The sequence below is a fragment of the Lysinibacillus sp. NPDC086135 genome (assembly GCF_044746345.1).
Lineage (GTDB): Bacteria > Bacillota > Bacilli > Bacillales_A > Planococcaceae > Lysinibacillus.
The window spans coordinates 257,451-275,449 of sequence record NZ_JBIVCA010000004.1 but is presented as its reverse complement, the minus strand read 5'-3'; the positions used below and the strand labels follow the sequence as shown (position 1 = coordinate 275,449).

Sequence of the window (17,999 nt, the reverse complement as noted above, 5' to 3'; positions counted from 1 at the left end):
AATCTAATAGGGATAAACTTATTAATTTAGGATGACATTTGTTTAAACACATGCCGTGTATATAAGTTGATTGGAGTGGAGACTGGGCGACTCCTTGGGGGTTAGCAATAGAGGAACGAAGGCGTTATCACATCCTGTGATAACGCCTTCGTGACCAACATCGTGTTGGCCCGAGACCCTGCAGCGTAGCGGATGTTTTCTGTGCGAAAGCGTAGTGTTAACGTAGCGGCAGCAACAAATGTTTTCTGTAGCGAAAGCGAAGCGGCAGCAACAAATGCTTTTCTGTGCGAAAGCGAAGCGTCAGCAACAACAAAGCGCCCAGTCAGAACGGAAATCAACCTCACGTTATGATCGCTAACCCCTTTTATTGTAAAAAGTGATTAGAATTTCATTTATTAACACATCCTAATCTCAAATAAATGAACGAGAACATGAGTTAGGAAGTGTAAATATGGAATTGGTAAATGGAAATCTAGCATCACTACGCTATAGGGAAATTTTTAAGATATGGACACAGATCGGCGTTAATAATGGCTATATAGCTTCAAATCATGCATTTTTCAAGCATGCCGTTGATAAAAAATTGAAGGCTATTATCGTGGATTTTGTGCAATGTTTAAAAGAGGAAAATAAACATCTAACTGTGTTATTAAAGGAAAACGGGGTACTTGCTCCTACTACTTCAATCGACTACAGACAGTTGAAAATGGGCAATATCCGAGGAAAAAAAGCCATTAATGATACAGAAATTAGCACCATTTTATCGATGAATATAGCTTCTTCACTTATTTCAGTTAGCCAGGCTTTAGAAATATCCGTTAAGAAGAAGCATACTGCAAAATATGGAGAACTTCATATGAGGTATGCCATACTTGGTGCAAAGCTAGTGCGACTCAGTAATGACAGAGGCTGGCTACTAGCCCCTACTACAATTTAATAAAAGCTCTCGTTTTGTTGAAACGAGAGCTTTTATTGTTGCTTCGCTTTTTCACAGACAAACCTCATGCTAAAGTTTTGTTTAATCACTATAAATTAGAGTGATATGCTAGAAAGCACAGGCTCTGTGAAGAGGTTGATTGGAGTGGAGACTGGGCGACTCCTTGGGGATAGCGTCACAGATGAGACTCTGGAGCGTAGCGAAGCGGCTCATCGGACGCCCCCAGGAAGCTTTGCTCTGTGCGAAAGCGAAGCGGCAGCAACAAAGCGCCCAGGCGGAACGGTAATCAACCCCTCATTTTGCCGAAGATTATACCTTATTTAATATGATATCTTAACTTTCAGCCTCTTTTTTCCTCATTATCTCCTTCTCACAAACAACAGCTTGTACCATTGATTCACAAGGAACGGTAGCACAGACAAACTATAAATAAAGCCTAATTGTGCGGTGCTTAATGTGGCAACCTCAAACACACTTGTAAGCATTGGAATAAACAATACTGCGTGTAAGCTTAAAAAACCGATTAAGAATGCAAGCCAAGTATATTTATTCGAAAATAGTCCAATGGCGAAGATCGATTCTTTAGCTCGGGAGTTGAAGCCATGCACTAATCGTGACAGGCATAATGTCGTAAATGCCATAGTGCTTGCCGTTAGAGTATCTCCCGTTGACAATCCGATTTCAAAGGCAATAGTTGTAGAAATGGCGATTAGTAATCCTTCGAGTACCACTTGAGTAGTAAATGCTTTGTTTAATAATGGTGTATGAATATTTCGGGGCTTGTCCTTCATTGTTTTTTTATTATTCGGCTCTAGACCGATTGCAATCGCCGGTAAACTATCCGTTAGTAAGTTAATAAATAATAGATGCACAGCCGCAAAAGGAACTGGTAAACCTAATATTGTTGCATATAAAACAACAAAAATGGCCCCTGCATTCCCAGATAATAAGAACAAAATAGCATTTTTAATATTCGTATAGATACTCCTACCGTTTGCAATCGCCTTAACAATCGTTGAAAAATTATCATCTGTTAGTATCATAGAGGAGGCATCCTTAGCGACCTCTGTTCCGGTAACGCCCATTGCCACACCAATGTCGGCCTGTTTTAAGGCAGGGCCATCATTAACACCATCTCCTGTCATGGCGACGACATGTCCTTTTTCCTGCCACGCTTTAACGATACGAATTTTTTGAGCTGGTGTTACTCGGGCATAAACAGAAAAATCATTAACCTTTTCTTGAAGCTGCTGATCTGTTAGACCTTCTATTTCATGCCCTTCAATCGCTTCAGAGGGATCATTTAAAATCCCGATTTGATTGGCAATAGCGGTTGCCGTAATTTTATGATCCCCTGTAATCATCACCGGTTTGATACCAGCCTTTATACACTTTTCAACCGCACCTTTAGATTCTTTTCTTGGCGGATCCATCATCGCGACTAAACCAACAAATATTAAATCTTTTTCAGCTCTTGCATCAATTGCTTGATTTCCCTTTACCTCTTTGTAGGCGACTGCTAGCACCCTTAACCCATTCATAGAAAAATCACGATTTACCGCTTCGATTTTTTGGCGTTGTTGTTTTGTAATAGTAACTATACCTTTTGAAGTTTTTATTTTTATAATTTTAGGGAGAAGGACGTCTAATGCTCCTTTTGTAATCATGATAGATTGCTGATTGATATTATTTACAGTACTCATAAGCTTTCTATCTGAATCAAAAGGGATTTCGGTCACCCTTGGATAATGATCTCTTATCTGGATTTCGTCAAAATCATATTGCTTCCCTAGTTTTACGAGTGCAATCTCAGTAGGATCGCCGAATTCCTTATCGTCCCTTCCTACAGCATCATTACATAATATTGCCTTTAACATAAGATCTTTCTCAACTGCATTTCCAGTGTGTAGCTGATCATGTGGAATAACTTTTTCATCCACATATACCTCTTGTACAACCATTTTATTTTCAGTTAATGTTCCTGTTTTATCTGAACAAATGACAGATACACTTCCAAGACTTTCAACAGCATAAAGCTTTCGAATAATGGCATTTTCCTTTGCCATTTTTTGTGTTCCAAAAGCTAGCACAATGGTAACAATGGAGCTCAATGCTTCTGGAATTGCTGCAACGGCAAGTGAAACAGCAAACATAAACGATTCTACTAGCGCACGCCCTCTAACAAGGTCAATCACGAAAATGGCTAAACAGATTAACGTAATCCCTAAAGCTAATTTTTCTCCGAAATGATCTAAACTTACTTGTAAAGGTGTTTTCTTTTCTTTCGCAGTATCGAGTAAATTTGCAATTTTGCCGATTTCCGTTTGCATCCCGATAGCTGTAACCATGACAATACCTCGACCTGTTGTCACAAAGCTTCCAGAGTACACCATATTCCTTTTATCAGCAACCGTTACATTGCCTTCCTTAATAGGATCGATACTTTTCGCTACAGCGATTGATTCACCTGTCAGCGAGCTTTCATTGATATGCAAATTATGATTTTCTAATAATCTCCCATCTGCATTTATATAATCGCCGGCCTCCAAATACAGAAGATCCCCAACGACTATATCTTCTGAAGAAATCTCTATGAGTTGATTATTTCGCATTACTTTGGCAATCGGAGAGGTTAAGGCTTTTAAATTATCCAAAGACTGTTCTGCCTTGATATGCTGTACAGTGCCTAGGATAGCGTTCAATATAACGACAACCATAATCACAATCGTGCTTCCTACTTCCCCTAATAGAAATGAAACGAAAGCAGCGATGATTAAAATAATGACTAATAAATCTTTAAACTGCCCAAAGAAAACGGCGAATGCACTTGTTTTTTTTCCTTCCTTTAATACATTATAGCCGTACACTTCTTGCCTCTTTTGAACGTCATAATCACTCAATCCTTGATCTGTCACGTTCAAATTTTTCATAACTTCAGCTGATGATTGTTGATGATAGTCTGACATTCGATTCCCCCTCCAATTGAAATTATTAAGTAACTCACAGCAGCTATCCTATCCCGAATTCCTTCTCACTGACTGGATTCAGGAGAAAATACTGTTATTAGTTAATACGTTAGATTCCCAACAGTAGACCCCTTTGAATTATCTATCTTAGGCAGAGATAAACTTATATATCCTAAAAATAGTATTGAATCATCAGACTCTCTATCTACTCGAGCCCCTAAAATACTTTAACTACAACAATCTATTCCTTGCCCTATTCCAGTATGATAATAATCGATATAGAAATTAAATATTTATTTGATAGGTAAACATATAAAATGGATTCTGTATTATATTTATGTAAATTTCATCAATTTTCGAGCAGTAGTACTCGTACTACTAAGAAATTAAGAATCTTTATTACATGAAAAGTTGAAGGGCAAAGAACAAACGAAAATCGCTGATAAAACCTCTGCGTTAAAGCGCTCGAGAGATTGAAGTGACCTCGAGGATATAATGTCTTAGCTTAGAGAAAACTCTGCCCTTGATTATCCACAACTTAAAACTCTACAATTTCCTTATCGAGTAGGAGGTGCCTTGCACTTGGCTAACACTACTTCTATCTTTGTGGCTGACTGGTACCAATTAGATTACGTCCATGCTAGGCGTACAATAAAAAAACAGCTTGCGATTACAAACTGTTTTCTCTAGATATTATTAATATAATTTTTTTAGAAGACGCATTTTGATTCTCTAATTATTTCACGTACAGAAAGCGTTTTTGAGTTACACATCTTACAATACAACTTTTACATAAAAATTAAGAGTTTAATTAAAACAATTGAAGAAACCTGAATACATTTTAATCGAGTTGTTCTAAAAATATTTGAATTTCATGTGCCATAGGTTCAGCTTTTTCATGATGAATGTAGTGCTTAGTGTTTTCATAAACTACTTGCTTCGTATTTGTAGATAACCCCAATAATTCTGTTTGTGTTTGTGACCAATTTTTATAGCCATTATTTGTTGCACTAAACAAAAGTAATTGAATATCTCCTATGGTCCCATTTTGTAATATTATTTCTCCATTAGAGCTCATCTCTTGTATTTCGTTCTCCATTGTAGAATTGTTCATATTTTTTATGGCCATGAATTTTTTTATATCTTGTAAGTCCTTTGGTAAATTATCAATATCAATGAAAACCTTATCTAGGACTCCTGTTTTAGATATTGCATTAATTAGTCCTATTTCACCGATACTCTTTATCGTATTCCAACTAATTTTTTTAGTGAATGTATATTTAAAGTTCTTTGCGTATGTTGGACTAATGCCATCAATAAAAACAAGCGCTTTTATTTCTTGCGGGTAACGCTGTGCATAACGTATTGTTTCTAAGGCCCCCATAGAATGGGCCACTAACACATAAGGAGGAGCCTCATTTACTCTTTGAAGCGTTTCTCGTAATTCATCTACCATTGTATCAATATTGCGATCGTCAGCTGTTTTATCGCTCCAGCCATAGCCAGGACGTTCATATAAAATGATTTCATATTGGTCCTTTAATTTACTATATAGAGGATAGAAATCAGCATAAGGAGAAGTCGTTCCACTTCCAGGTAGCAATATGATTCTGGAATTACTTTTTGATGATTCACCCGTTTTATAAACATGAATATTATGTTGATTGATTTCTACCATCTCTCCAGGTATTGGGTAATTACTCATGTTATTCATCTCCATATTATACGTAATCCTTGTTACAAGCAGCAGTATTGCGATGATGAACAAAATAATAAAAATGTGTTTTTTTCGCACAATCTAACCCTCCTTAGTTCCATTACGCCCGTACCCGATTGGCTATCCAAATTACCAATTGGTTCATCAGCTAATAATAACTTTGGCGAATTAAACAGCGCTCTAGCAATAACTACGCGCTGTATTAATTCAGCTAGAAGGAAATTTAAATAAAATTTCTTTTTAAAAAATTAGTCCTTAAGGGATATCATTTGATAAATTACATAGGGGAAAACACTTCAAGAAATGTAGAGCATGGGGTGTTCATAATTATTAACTATTTTTACCTAAAAAAGCTAAGAGAAGTCTATCACTTTTATTAGTTAGTAAAATTATTTATCATGAATCAAAATATACAAAGGGCATTTGAATATAATTACTCAAAATGGGCCCTTTGTATATTTCTGGATTGTCAAATTAACGATAGTATCTAACTCCTCTTTAAATTATGGACAATCCCAATTAACCTTATATCATTTAGCTTTTTTATTCGATACTAATAAATAATCGAGTGCACTCATTCTAGTAAGCTTATGAGTAAATTTTATAGCATCTGCTTGAGAGTCGAACAGAAAGTTTTCGAGTTCGTCTGTTGGTATATATTGATCAGCGATTTTTCGTTTCAATTTTCGTACAGATAAAGTGTGTGAATCCTCTTCATATAAAATAATAGCACCCACATTTCGGTAAAGCGTCTGGTCAATCGTTGCGAACACTTTCACATTTGATTCTTTAAATTCCGTTAAATCTATCTGCATGTATTTACCAACCTCCTCTAAACTTACATTCTATCTCTCTATATAATTGTCCTTCTTTTACAGTAGTATTTTCTGGATATTTAAACCAAAAAATTTACTCTAAAAGTTCGTTACCATAACGTGGTTGATTTCCGTTTTGACTGGGCGCTTTCCCGGGGGCGTCCACAACATGATGTTGGTCACGAAGGCGTTATCACAGGACGTGATAGTTTTAGCCTTTGTTCCTCTTTATTGCTGACCCCAAGGATTATCGCCAAGCCTCCACTCCAATCAACTTTTCACATGATATACGTTTTCGCAAAATGCTTTATGATAGGCCAAATTTCATCGGAAATTCCTGCTATTACTTTAATGTAATTTCTGTTCCGACTAAGCGCTTTCCTGGGGCGTTCGATTTCGATGAGCCACTCTAATTGTTGTGAGCCGATTTCAGCCCTAGCTCAGCCTCATGTGAAACTGGCGCTCTTTTTAGAGAGAAAATAGCACAGCCTAGCGCACATAAAACTAAAATAACACCGAAGCTAGATAAATGCATAGCAGATCCTGTAACAGTAAACATAGCCCCACCAACAGCTGAACCTATGGATATACCGATTTGTAATGCAGCCGTATTTAAACTTTGTTGAATATCAGATGTTTTTGGATCAGTCTGTATTAAATAATTTTGTAATGGCGGTGTAAGAGCCCAGCTAAGTGCACCCCATAAAATTGTTACGACTAAAAAGAGTGGTAACGCAACAATCGTGTAAGGAATACTAAATAATACAACGGCGAAGGTAGATACAATCAATAGAATGGCTTTACCAGTACCAATTTTGTCAGCTAGCCAACCACCGAGAGCATTCCCACTGACAGACGCTATTCCGAAGATTAGATAACAGATACTAATCCATGAGGCACTCATATCAAATGCTTCTACTAAAAATGGTGTTAAATATGCGTAAAGCATATAATGACCAGCCAGCATAAATAGTGTTGTTAATTGTGCACTTAAGATTTTTAAATTGGCTAATGATTTAATTTGAGCCTTTAATGGAACAACTTCTACAACAGGCATTTTTTCAAGCAGTAACGCAATAAGAATCATAGATACAGTTGAAAGAAGTGCTATTCCTAAGAACACAGCTCGCCATCCAAATGCTTCAGCCACAAATATCCCCATTGGGACACCGATGACAAGTGCAGAACTAACACCTACGAAAACAAGCCCTAAAGCTTTTGCACGATGTCTTGATTCAACAATTTTTGTTGTAATCGTTAAGGATAAAACGATGACCAATGCAGTACTCATCGCTGTGAAAATTCTAGCAATCATGACGATCGAGAATGTCGTACTAAAATACGTCATCAGATTACCTAAAGTAAAAATAAATAAAGAAATAAGATAAAGGCGCTTCCTTTCCACTTTTGCGGTTAATGATAAAAGGACAGGAGCAGATATTGCATAGACAAGAGCAAATATTGTAATTAATTGTCCCGCAGTTGCTAAGGATACATTTAAATCCTCTGCAATTGTTGGTAATATACCACCTACAATTAATTCCACCAATCCTACTGCAAAGGTAGTAACGGCAAGAATATATACTCTCCAATTCATAATAATCACCCTTCTGTTACACTTTCATTTTTGTAGAGAGGTATCAATTATGCCTCGGCATAATTGCGTCCGGAATCGGGTTGTGCATGCACAAAACCGATACTGTGACATCTGCCGAAGGCTTTAACTTCTTTCAGCGGATGTTTTTTGTACGCGACAGGTACAGATGTTTGGACACCGCTGAAAAGTGACTTAAAACCGCATTCATCTTACCATTTATAAAGGTGGGAGACTTTTGCTGAAAGAAGTTAAAAGAAAAAAATCCTGACTACAAAAATAAAGCAAAATTTTTGTAGTCAGGATTTTATGGTTCCTGGTAGAGACCCTCAATCCATATCATTGAGGTTATACAGATCAAATATTTACGTTAGCTATATTAGCATATTGAATTTTGCATGACAACATTTATTTCATAAAATCGGTTTACTATACCTTTCAATCATTGAAATACAAACGTTTACCGAATAAAAAATCATTTCAAAAGAGAGAAATTTTAGATTTTACTTATATTTTTTTAAGTTTGACCATACATACTAATATAACAGAATATTGCGAGGTGATTGTTTGCGTATAGTAGGTTTAGTATGCTATTTTTTATTGTTGTTTTATGGTGTAGAACCAGTAATAGAAGAGCTCTCAATCGATAAACAAGCAATCATTTCTCCTAGTCTCAGCAAACAGCAAATCCCCATAAGAGAAACAGTTGAAAATTCAACAGTTTGTGTCTATTACCCCACTTATAAAGTTTGTCAAGCGTTATCAGCCAACTAAAAAAGTGGAAAAAGAGGCAACACAAGCGCTGCCTCTTTTTTCACTGAAAATCCCAATTATTTATTTTGGACCGATATGGAAACGACTAAACGGATATATTGTTAATTTAGCTTCACCATAGATGGCATCTTTAGAAATTAAGCCATAGTGGCGGCTATCAGAACTTTTCAAACGGTTGTCCCCCAGCACAAAATACATACCCTCAGGAACCTTTTTTTCATTTAATAATTGCTCTAATGTGAAATTCTCTGTAATACGTAATTGATTAGGATCATCGGTTTGACGATTCACATAATCTTCTTTATAAGCTTTGCCATTTACATACAAAACATCGTCTTTCATTTCAACTGTATCACCTGGTAGGCCAATTACTCGTTTAATATAGAGTTCATCTTCTGTTGGTGATTGAAAAACAATTTGATCAAAGCGTTCAATTTTGCTCATTTTACTTACCATAATAATATCTTTATCATGATAAGTTGGGTACATAGAAGCCCCTTGCACTTTAATCGGTGCAAATAAGAATTGCTTACAGCCTAAAACAACTATAGCTGTAATCACTATAATTTTAAGATAAGATATTAATTCTTTTTTGAAACTTGATTTCTCTTCTTGCATGCTCATTCCCCGATACTGTTTTTTTATAGTATAACATTTTTTACAGTTTATTGACGAATTAATCACATAAATTGTTCCAAGTTCACCAAAATGACTCATCAGCAAAACATGAGGTTGATTTTCTGTTCCGACTAGAGGCTTTCCAGGGGCATCGGGAGATCTACTTCTCTTCAGCTCCAGGGTCTCATCTATGACGCTTAGGTCAAATAGAAAACTGATCAGGTCAACCTAAAATCTAGGTCCCAAACAAACAAATTCGGTTGGTCCTAAACTAGGCTCCTACGATTTAACAAATGCCTTCCCTAAATTGATTATGAGCCACAAAAATAGACAAAGTTACTTTATAACTTTGCCTAGATGCATCCTATTCTTTTGTTTTCCGAGTATGAATGGTTACTTTGTGTAGTAGAGTGATGCTGCTATTAATTAAGTCGACTGCTAAACCAATACCTGCACGTACTGCAACTACTAATAAAATTGTGCCTATAATCAACACAATCACTCCCTCAACCATTTCTAATAAAATTATACAGCAATTTCCTGATTTTTCAAACACCCAATTCAAAACACTTATGCCACGGCATAATGCGTCCGAAATAGGCTATGTACTTTGGCCTACATGATGGCATACACGATATCGATCATTTCAGTAATGCCACAGGACGTGGCATTCTTAGACTGAGTTCCTCTATTTTTTTGCGTGTTGGATACCTGCTGAAAAAAATAAAAAAACCATTCAACTAGGCATGCACCCTACCTGAATGATTTTTTTATTTTTCACATAAAAATTTTTAAACACAATAGTTGTAAATGTCGCATGGCTGAACTGACTCGACTTTTTTGAACCTTACGCTTAGGCACATAGCTTTGCATGCAATTGTTTAGAGCTGTATACCTAAGCACCTGGGTCCTCCCATTCATTGATCTCCCTCCCTTCATTGTCAATAGATTTACAGCTATCATACTCAAATTGTCACACCTAAGTTTTTATTGCAAACTGGCTTTTAATTCCGATTTTATTTTTTCTAGCTCTGTCTCTTCAGGCATGAAATACCATATATTATCAATCCTTTTACCATTTCCCTCTTTAAATGATAACTGATCAATATTACCATCCATTTTTTTATAAATACTTTGTAACTGGATTAAGTCCTTCATCGTAAAATTCATACGGACATTGTCTCCTACTACATCAAGCATATCTGTAGCCTTTAATAAAATAGAAGATGTCGAAGAGGCTTTTTTCAGAACTGCTTCAATAATTTGACGTTGTCGAATTTGACGACCAAAATCACCACGGGGATCTTCATAACGAATACGTGAAAAAATCAGTGCCTTATCACCATCTAAAGTGATCTCCCCCTTCGGATAATGGTAGGCGTTATAAGTTAAATCCATGTCGTTATCAATTGTTACCCCACCAATCGTGTCGATAATTTGTAGGAAGCCTTCCATATTAATAAATACATAATAATCAATTGGTATATCTAAAAAGTGCTCCACCGTTTTCACCGCCATTGGAACGCCTCCAAATGCATAGGCATGGTTAATTTTATCGACGGAATTATGTCCAATAATTTCTGTACGAGTATCTCGAGGTATACTGAGCATCTTCATCGTATGTTTTTCAGGATTCACGGTAATGACTATCATCGTGTCAGAACGGCCACTATCATTTTTACGTTCATCCACTCCAAGCATTAACACAGAAAACGGATCTTTTTTCGTAACTATTTTTTGTTCTTTATGTTCATCACCTGTCGTTTCAAGTAATGGTGTATTTATTTTATTCATCGTTTTTTGGATTGTATAATAAGCAGTACCTATAAAAATTAAAAAAATTGTTAATAAACTACCTACTATCCATAGCCAAATTTTCTTCTTGCTCTTTTTTTCCTTAGAGCGTTTCATATTTTTTTCCATACATAAGTCCTCTCTTGCAAAAAAATTTACCCCTCTTTTTGACGTTTTAAGTTGGAAAAAAGTTAATATAGTCTAATTATATGCATATTGGACGAAAAAAAGACGTACACTAGTATTTACTAAATGCACGACATCCTAATCTTTTTATTTATAAATACCCCCTCATTTATTTAGTGTCAGCTAACTTTATGACAAAAAACTTTATTTGATTCCACTATGTTTTATTTTTTTATCCGTAATTCAACTAATGAAACAGCTTAGCTTAAGAGTGTTGTTTAACTTGTGTTCAACAATCGGGGCAGATTGTTTATCAAGGAATTATACTATCCAGGCTGGCCCATAAGATATTTACTTTAATCATACGTATATTTAGTTAACTTCTCAAATTCTTTGTTTGAAATATGTCGATGAGAAGAAGATGAAACAGTATAATTGGTATTCTCTTTTTTGTCACCAGGTATACGAATAGTCATACGTATTAACTTGTATGGAGGGTTATGCGCACCTTCAAATCCGGTCACTCTTAATGTGATGTCATATGGATCGTTTCCAAATACCTTTTCTATTCTTCCATATTCGAATAACTGATGATCACCGTGGTTTTGCATTATATTAAGAATTGTTCCATCTAGGCTTCTTAGGAATGCCCTTTCCATCAGACTTGGGAATTGATTGGGTTGATTGGGGTATTACTTCAGTATCTACCAGCATCACTTTTCCAAATTATAGCTTTAATCATACATAAAAGCTGAACTAATACAAAAATTAGTTCAGCTTAAAAATAGCTTTTTGTTTTCTAGTATAGCTTTTTTCATCATCACAAAAGCGAACTAGCGAGATTTTTACTTTTATCGTCTTTGCACATGCTCATTTAAGCAATTAAGCTTACATTTCATTTGCAATCTGTTTAACAATTTCATCAATAGTTGGGATGGCTGAAGTTTTATTCGCCTGTGTCAAAATACTAAAGATATACCACTTGCCACTTTTTCCTTTTACATATCCACTCAAAGAATATGTTCCAGAAATATAGCCTGTTTTAGCAGATACACTATAGCCCTTCATACGATTTTCTAAAGTCGCACCAACAAGGCTGCCCTTTCTTCCTGCATGCGGTAATGCATCTAAATATGAGTTATACCAGGATTTACTTCGAATTTTATATAATAATAGACTTTCTTGCATACTATTAACTCGATTTTGATGGCTTAAACCTGAACCGTCTTCAAAATACCACTGATCCATAGTAAGCTCATTATCACTACCATATGTACGAATTGCTTGGATGCCAGCCGACCAGCTTCCTTCCCCGAGTAACTCTCGTCCAAGTTGTTTTGTCAACATATCACCCATGCCATTAATGCTTAACTTTAAATATTTAAAGTTAATCTCAGTTAATGGCTTTGAATACGAAATACCCACTTGCTGTGCATTTTCAGGTACCTTCCCAGATTCAAGAGGCATTGTTTGGATACCTTTTGCTACTAATTTTTCCCGAAATACATCGAGTGTATATAGGGTTGGATTAAAGACCGTTACATATGTACTTTTCTGTGAACCTGCTGGTAAGTTACCCGTTACAATAATTCGATCTGTACCATATTCTCTTGTAATTTTCACAGTACTTTTCTCGCCCTTTTTAACAATTTTTGTGTTGTTAACAACCGGGATAGTACTTGCAAACGGAACAAGCTGAACATTAGCTGTAGTGCCAACCTTTGAGCCTGTCACTTTCACTTGCACATTTGCTATATCATATTGATCATTTGGCGAAATCGTTAACGCTGAAATACGTGAAGCATAAGGTTGATTCTCTTCTTGAGGTACAATACCCTTCGGTAAGCGATCTGCATCAAACCAAGTATCATCCCCGATTAAAGAACCCGTAATTTTAGAGATACCCATTTTTTTCAGGCCATTGGCGAATGACTCTAAATGACTAGGTAAAAGCGTTGGATCTCCCCCGCCCTGTAAATAAATATTACCGTAAAGTACACCATTTTCAATTGATCCATCGACATACGACTTCGTCGCAAAGCGATAATCTGGTCCTAATAAATCCAATGCAGCGGCACTAACTAAAAGCTTGTGCGTAGAAGCAGGACGTATCATTTTTTCACCATTATTATTGTAGAGCACATTACCTGTTTCTATATCTCGTACGGTAATACTGTACTCGTTGTTCTTCCAACTCTTCGCAATAATGCTATTCACTTTTGTTGTCATCATTTGCTCACTAGCACCTGCCTTCTCAACAAAGATGATGGTCGAGTAACAGACCATTAAAATCATTATTAAAAAATTAATTTTCTTTTTCATAGACCCTCCAATTGGCAAATTTCTACTTTTCACGCTTTTATTCTACGGAAAAAATTAGCATTTTACAATAAAACACTTTTTTATTTTACAAAATGTCATCTTTTTTATTCGACAAGAATAAACTGTAATAGCTAGCTAAATAAATTTCGGGAAAGGAGTTGTTTATTAAATGGGTGCTAAATGGATAAAGATTTCAGTTTTATATTTAGTGATTGTTATGGCCTTTGGACTGTTTATGCATTATACAAATCAACTCGACTGGAAGACGACACATGCACATATTGGTGTAGTAGGTTGGCTAACAACTGGTTTAATCGGCTTAATTTATTCTGTATATAAAGATGCCGCCGAGACAGGTTTAGCCAAAGCACAATTTTGGTTTTACAATATCGGATTGCCGTTCCTCTTAGTCGGTATGATGATGGTTTATATAGATGTACCACGCTGGTTATTTGAACTCTTTGTATCTGGTGGCGGTATCGCAGTGGCAATTTCAGTGCTGCTCTTTGTTGTCAATGTCTTTAAAAATATAAAATCTTAAATAGAAAGCCCCACTTTTTTCATAGAGTGGGGCTTCACGTATTCCATAAATTATTGCAATGAATTCGCCTGCATTTGATACATTTTTTCGTAAATGCCGCCCTGCGCTATTAATTCATCATGTGTACCACGCTCCACAATCTTACCTCGATCTAAGACAAGAATACGATCTGCATTTTTAATAGTAGAAAGTCGGTGAGCGATAATGAATGTTGTACGTCCTTTTTTTAGCACATCCATCGCATGCTGAATAATCTCCTCTGTTTCCGTATCTATATTAGAAGTAGCCTCATCTAAAATTAAAATAGCCGGGTCAAAGGCAAGCGCACGCGCAAAGGAAATTAACTGACGCTGTCCAGATGACAGTGTGCTCCCCTTCTCAATAACTGGCTCATCATAGCCATTTGGCAAGTTCGCTAAAACACGATCACCGCCAACAGCTTTTAATGAGGTTTCTATTTTTTCACGTGAAATTTTAGGATTATTCAGGCTAACGTTCGAAGCAATAGTGCCTGTAAATAAGTATGGATCCTGTAGAACAATGCCCATATGTTCACGCATTGTTTGGCGAGGAACCGAAGTAATATCAATGCCATCAATCGTAATTTTCCCTTTAGAAGGGTCATAGAAACGGAACAATAAGTTCATGATAGAACTTTTCCCAGATCCTGTATGACCAACTAAGGCAATGGTTTCACCTTGGTGTGCTTCAAATGATAGGTTTTTCAATACGTATTCATCATTTTTATAAGCAAAGGAAACATCTTCGAACACCACATTCCCTTTATATCTAGGTAAACTTTTTTCAGATACTGGTTCCCCGTTAATATCTAACACCTCAAAGACACGCTTCCCTGCAACAAGTGAGCGTTCAAGCTGAGAAAATTGATTGACAATATTCGTTATCGGATTAAATAATCGCGTTAAATAATCGACAAAGGCATATAATGTCCCCGCAGAAATAACTTCCGTTGCTGTAAATGACTGTGTACCAAAGTAAAAAATAAAGATCGTAAACATAAGAAGTCTTAATGTATTAACAAGGTTGAAGGAAGTTGCAGAATCGAGGAAAAGCAGCTTGCGCTCATATGCATAATGCTCATTATTCATGTCATCAAATTCCTTCGTCATTTGCTGCTCACGACGGAATGCTTGAATAATCGTCATCCCTTGAATTGACTCATTAATCATTGCGTTAATATCGGCGATTTTCGTTCTAATAACATCATTATATTTCGAAGCAACTTTACGGTATAAAATCATCCATAAATAAACGACTGGTACCATAGCCAGTGCTAGGAATGCCATTTTCCAATTTAAAATGAAGAGTGCGATATAAACACCCACAATAGAAATTAAACTTGTAACGAAGTTTGAAAGTACTTGAACGTATAAATTACGAACAGCCTCAGTATCATTCGTGACACGGGCTACAATTTTCCCTGCTGGTAAATTATCGAAGTATTGAATTGGCAATGTTTGAATATGCTCAAATACATCTTTACGTAATTTTTGTACAACACGGTTAGCACCCATTTGTAAATAGATATACATAAAATAGCGTAAAACAGCTGTAGCTATTGCTAAAAGTAAATAGACAACTAATAGCCAAGTAATTGGTTTAAATTCAATGCGGCCAATTGTCATGTAATTATCAATGATATGCTTCGCAATAAACGGCCCAACAAGCTCCGTAAAAACGGCGATTGTTAAGAAAAATAATCCAAGTAGTATCGGTTTTTTAAAATACATTGCATAGCGTGTTAAACGTTGACCCGTACTCATGAGGCACCTCCTTCTAGCTGCTGACGGTCAAATTGCTCTTTATACCATCCTTGTAGTGAAAGAAGCTGCTCATGTGTTCCCTGCTCTACAATTTGGCCTTCATCTAGCACGATGATTAAATCGGCGTGCTGAATTCCTGATAAACGATGTGTTGTAATAATCGTCGTTTTGTCTTGTCGTTCTCGCTGTATATTCTCAATAATTCTTGCCTCTGTTTTGGCGTCTACAGCAGAAAGCGAGTCATCAAGCATTAAAATTTCAGGGTCTTTAATAAGAGCACGTGCAATTGAAACACGTTGCTTTTGACCACCTGAAAGAGATACACCCTTTTCACCAACAAGTGTCTCTAAGCCCATTGGTAAATTTTTTAAATCCTTTTCAAAGTATGCTGCACGAACCGCCTGCTGCAATTCAGACTGTGTAGCATCCTCTTTCCCAAATAAAATATTTTCACGAATAGTACGTGAGAATAGAACATGATCCTGTGGAACATAACCAATCCAGTCGAGTAACTGCTCCTTCGTTTGTGCAGTAATATCGACTCCATCAATCGATAGCTGTCCTTCACCGATTGGATACTCGCGTAATAATTGTCGTAGGAAGGTCGTTTTACCCGCTCCTGTTTTACCGACAATCCCAAGTGTTTGCCCCTTTTTCAACGACAGCGAAATTTGCTGGAGATTTTTCACCTGACTCATTGGATATTGGAATGTTAAATCATCAAAGCCAATCCCACTTGGTGTTGAAATCATTTGGGGATTTGCAATATTTCGAACATCCATCTCGTAGTTTAGCGTTTCCTGTACACGATCAAGTGAAGCGTTGCCTTGCTGCATCACATTGATAAGTTCCCCAATTGCAAATATTGGCCAAACTGCTAGCCCCAAGTAAACATTGAACGTTACAAGCTGCCCAACTGTCATAGCCTCAATCGCTACTAAATGAGCACCATAGCCAAGCGCTACAACATAACTAATCCCAGTACCGACCTTTGTAATCGGTCCAAATAAGGCGTTAATTTTTGCAGTATGCATATTTTTTTCATACACAATCTCGCTCATCTCTGCAAAATTTGTTTCGTCCTTTTTTTCTTGTACGTATGCCCGTACAACCCTCACTCCTGCAACCGACTCTAGAACACTATCATTCAGCTCTCCAAAAACATCCTGCGCCTTCATATAGCGTTCATGCACAATCTTCCCTAAATATTGAATAAGGATGGCCATGATTGGTACTGGCAGCATTGCAAAAAAAGTAAGCTTCCACGAAATCATAAAACCCATGGCAAAAATAATAAAGCCCATGTAAATTGTGGAATCAATCAATGTCATAATCCCGAACCCAGCAGTCAGCGACACAGCGTTTAAATCATTCGTCGCACGGGCCATTAAATCCCCAGTACGATTTTTTTCATAAAAAGTTGGTGTCATACGCAAAAAATGCTGCATAAGGTTGCGGCGTAAAATTTTCTCTAAGTTAATAGCCCCTTCAAATAATCTGAATTGCCACACAAAATTAAGGGCATAACCCCCAATCATGATACACACGAAAATCAAAATATACTTCGTTAAAAGAGCTGGTGTCATTTCACCAGCAGTCAATATATCAATAATTGACCCTAGTAAATACGGTGGAACAACTTCTAAGCCACTCGCAATCATTAAGAGCGTAACGGCTATTGTATATTGCTTCCAGTATTTCTTGAAAAACCAGCTTAATTTACTTAAAACATCAAACATACGTTATAACCTTCTTTCTCAAGTGCTGTTAAAACTTTGCTACCCACTCTCCATAAATTTCTTGATGAAAATCATTTTTTGTACTTTGTTTCGCATACACATGCACTCCTTTTTTATGATCACTACAACACTTTTTTGCAACAAAAAAGACACATACTCCCAAAAAAAGAGCATGTGTCTCTTCATAAAAGGCAAGGAGTTACCCATGCCATTTATTTGCAACGCAAAAAAATGTTAGAAGACATGGACAATGTATGCAGTTGTACTTTGAT

General features: G+C 36.5%; 13 protein-coding genes and 1 riboswitch. Of the genes, 2 read left to right on the top strand and 11 right to left on the bottom strand.

Annotated features, from left to right (window positions below; all coding sequences use genetic code 11):
- Positions 1-451: 451 nt before the first annotated feature.
- The gene (locus ACIPKN_RS08190) at positions 452-937 is read left to right on the top strand and encodes a DUF3231 family protein (protein ID WP_400934885.1); all 486 of its coding nucleotides are present in this window, start codon (positions 452-454) and stop codon (positions 935-937) included.
- 359 nt (positions 938-1,296) lie between these two features.
- Here ACIPKN_RS08190 and ACIPKN_RS08185 read toward each other — a convergent pair whose 3' ends face one another.
- The 9 genes from ACIPKN_RS08185 to dacB all read right to left on the bottom strand — a co-directional run bounded on the left by ACIPKN_RS08185 (position 1,297) and on the right by dacB (position 13,663).
- Positions 1,297-3,903: a cation-translocating P-type ATPase gene (locus ACIPKN_RS08185; protein ID WP_400934883.1), complete on the bottom strand. Its 2,607-nt coding sequence runs from the start codon at positions 3,901-3,903 to the stop codon at positions 1,297-1,299.
- A gap of 841 nt (positions 3,904-4,744) precedes the next feature.
- Positions 4,745-5,698: an alpha/beta fold hydrolase gene (locus tag ACIPKN_RS08180; protein ID WP_400934882.1), complete on the bottom strand. Its 954-nt coding sequence runs from the start codon at positions 5,696-5,698 to the stop codon at positions 4,745-4,747.
- Positions 5,699-6,150: 452 nt separating this feature from the next.
- The gene (locus tag ACIPKN_RS08170; RefSeq protein WP_323656434.1) at positions 6,151-6,435 is read right to left on the bottom strand and encodes a hypothetical protein; all 285 of its coding nucleotides are present in this window, start codon (positions 6,433-6,435) and stop codon (positions 6,151-6,153) included.
- 409 nt (positions 6,436-6,844) lie between these two features.
- A complete protein-coding gene (locus ACIPKN_RS08165; protein ID WP_400934879.1) occupies positions 6,845-8,032 on the bottom strand; it encodes an MFS transporter in 1,188 nt (395 codons plus the stop codon).
- Positions 8,033-8,305: 273 nt separating this feature from the next.
- A riboswitch (purine riboswitch) is annotated at positions 8,306-8,405 on the bottom strand.
- 458 nt (positions 8,406-8,863) lie between these two features.
- Positions 8,864-9,421, bottom strand: coding sequence for a signal peptidase I (lepB, locus tag ACIPKN_RS08160; protein WP_142506899.1), 558 nt, complete (start codon positions 9,419-9,421; stop codon positions 8,864-8,866).
- 364 nt (positions 9,422-9,785) lie between these two features.
- Positions 9,786-9,914, bottom strand: coding sequence for a hypothetical protein (locus tag ACIPKN_RS08155; protein WP_256469411.1), 129 nt, complete (start codon positions 9,912-9,914; stop codon positions 9,786-9,788).
- 494 nt (positions 9,915-10,408) lie between these two features.
- Positions 10,409-11,344, bottom strand: coding sequence for an LCP family glycopolymer transferase (locus tag ACIPKN_RS08150; RefSeq protein WP_400934876.1), 936 nt, complete (start codon positions 11,342-11,344; stop codon positions 10,409-10,411).
- Between the two features lie 353 nt (positions 11,345-11,697).
- Positions 11,698-11,952, bottom strand: a complete 255-nt coding sequence (locus ACIPKN_RS08145; protein ID WP_400934874.1) for a hypothetical protein — start codon at positions 11,950-11,952, stop codon at positions 11,698-11,700.
- Between the two features lie 277 nt (positions 11,953-12,229).
- Entirely contained in the window at positions 12,230-13,663 is a 1,434-nt protein-coding gene (dacB, locus tag ACIPKN_RS08140) for a D-alanyl-D-alanine carboxypeptidase/D-alanyl-D-alanine endopeptidase (RefSeq protein WP_400934872.1), read from the bottom strand.
- Positions 13,664-13,832: 169 nt separating this feature from the next.
- Between dacB and ACIPKN_RS08135 the strand changes: the two genes are divergently transcribed.
- Entirely contained in the window at positions 13,833-14,204 is a 372-nt protein-coding gene (locus ACIPKN_RS08135) for a hypothetical protein (RefSeq protein ID WP_400934871.1), read from the top strand.
- A 50-nt stretch (positions 14,205-14,254) separates the two neighbouring features.
- Here the strand turns inward: ACIPKN_RS08135 and ACIPKN_RS08130 are convergent, their stop codons facing one another.
- Together ACIPKN_RS08130 and ACIPKN_RS08125 are read right to left on the bottom strand one after the other, a co-directional pair.
- Positions 14,255-15,988, bottom strand: a complete 1,734-nt coding sequence (locus tag ACIPKN_RS08130) for an ABC transporter ATP-binding protein (protein WP_400934869.1) — start codon at positions 15,986-15,988, stop codon at positions 14,255-14,257.
- Positions 15,985-17,727, bottom strand: a complete 1,743-nt coding sequence (locus ACIPKN_RS08125; protein ID WP_400934867.1) for an ABC transporter ATP-binding protein — start codon at positions 17,725-17,727, stop codon at positions 15,985-15,987. Before ACIPKN_RS08125 ends, ACIPKN_RS08130 begins: the two co-directional genes overlap by 4 nt.
- Between the last annotated feature and the right edge of the window lie 272 nt (positions 17,728-17,999).

Bases quoted from the DNA above. Each gene is read 5' to 3' on its own strand.
- ACIPKN_RS08190 (WP_400934885.1), top strand. From the start codon at position 452: ATGGAATTGGTAAATGGAAATCTAGCATCACTACGCTATAGGGAAATT.
- ACIPKN_RS08185 (WP_400934883.1), bottom strand. From the start codon at position 3,903: ATGTCAGACTATCATCAACAATCATCAGCTGAAGTTATGAAAAATTTG.
- ACIPKN_RS08170 (WP_323656434.1), bottom strand. From the start codon at position 6,435: ATGCAGATAGATTTAACGGAATTTAAAGAATCAAATGTGAAAGTGTTC.
- ACIPKN_RS08165 (WP_400934879.1), bottom strand. From the start codon at position 8,032: ATGAATTGGAGAGTATATATTCTTGCCGTTACTACCTTTGCAGTAGGA.
- lepB (WP_142506899.1), bottom strand. From the start codon at position 9,421: ATGCAAGAAGAGAAATCAAGTTTCAAAAAAGAATTAATATCTTATCTT.
- ACIPKN_RS08150 (WP_400934876.1), bottom strand. From the start codon at position 11,344: ATGGAAAAAAATATGAAACGCTCTAAGGAAAAAAAGAGCAAGAAGAAA.
- ACIPKN_RS08145 (WP_400934874.1), bottom strand. From the start codon at position 11,952: ATGCAAAACCACGGTGATCATCAGTTATTCGAATATGGAAGAATAGAA.
- dacB (WP_400934872.1), bottom strand. From the start codon at position 13,663: ATGAAAAAGAAAATTAATTTTTTAATAATGATTTTAATGGTCTGTTAC.
- ACIPKN_RS08135 (WP_400934871.1), top strand. From the start codon at position 13,833: ATGGGTGCTAAATGGATAAAGATTTCAGTTTTATATTTAGTGATTGTT.
- ACIPKN_RS08130 (WP_400934869.1), bottom strand. From the start codon at position 15,988: ATGAGTACGGGTCAACGTTTAACACGCTATGCAATGTATTTTAAAAAA.
- ACIPKN_RS08125 (WP_400934867.1), bottom strand. From the start codon at position 17,727: ATGTTTGATGTTTTAAGTAAATTAAGCTGGTTTTTCAAGAAATACTGG.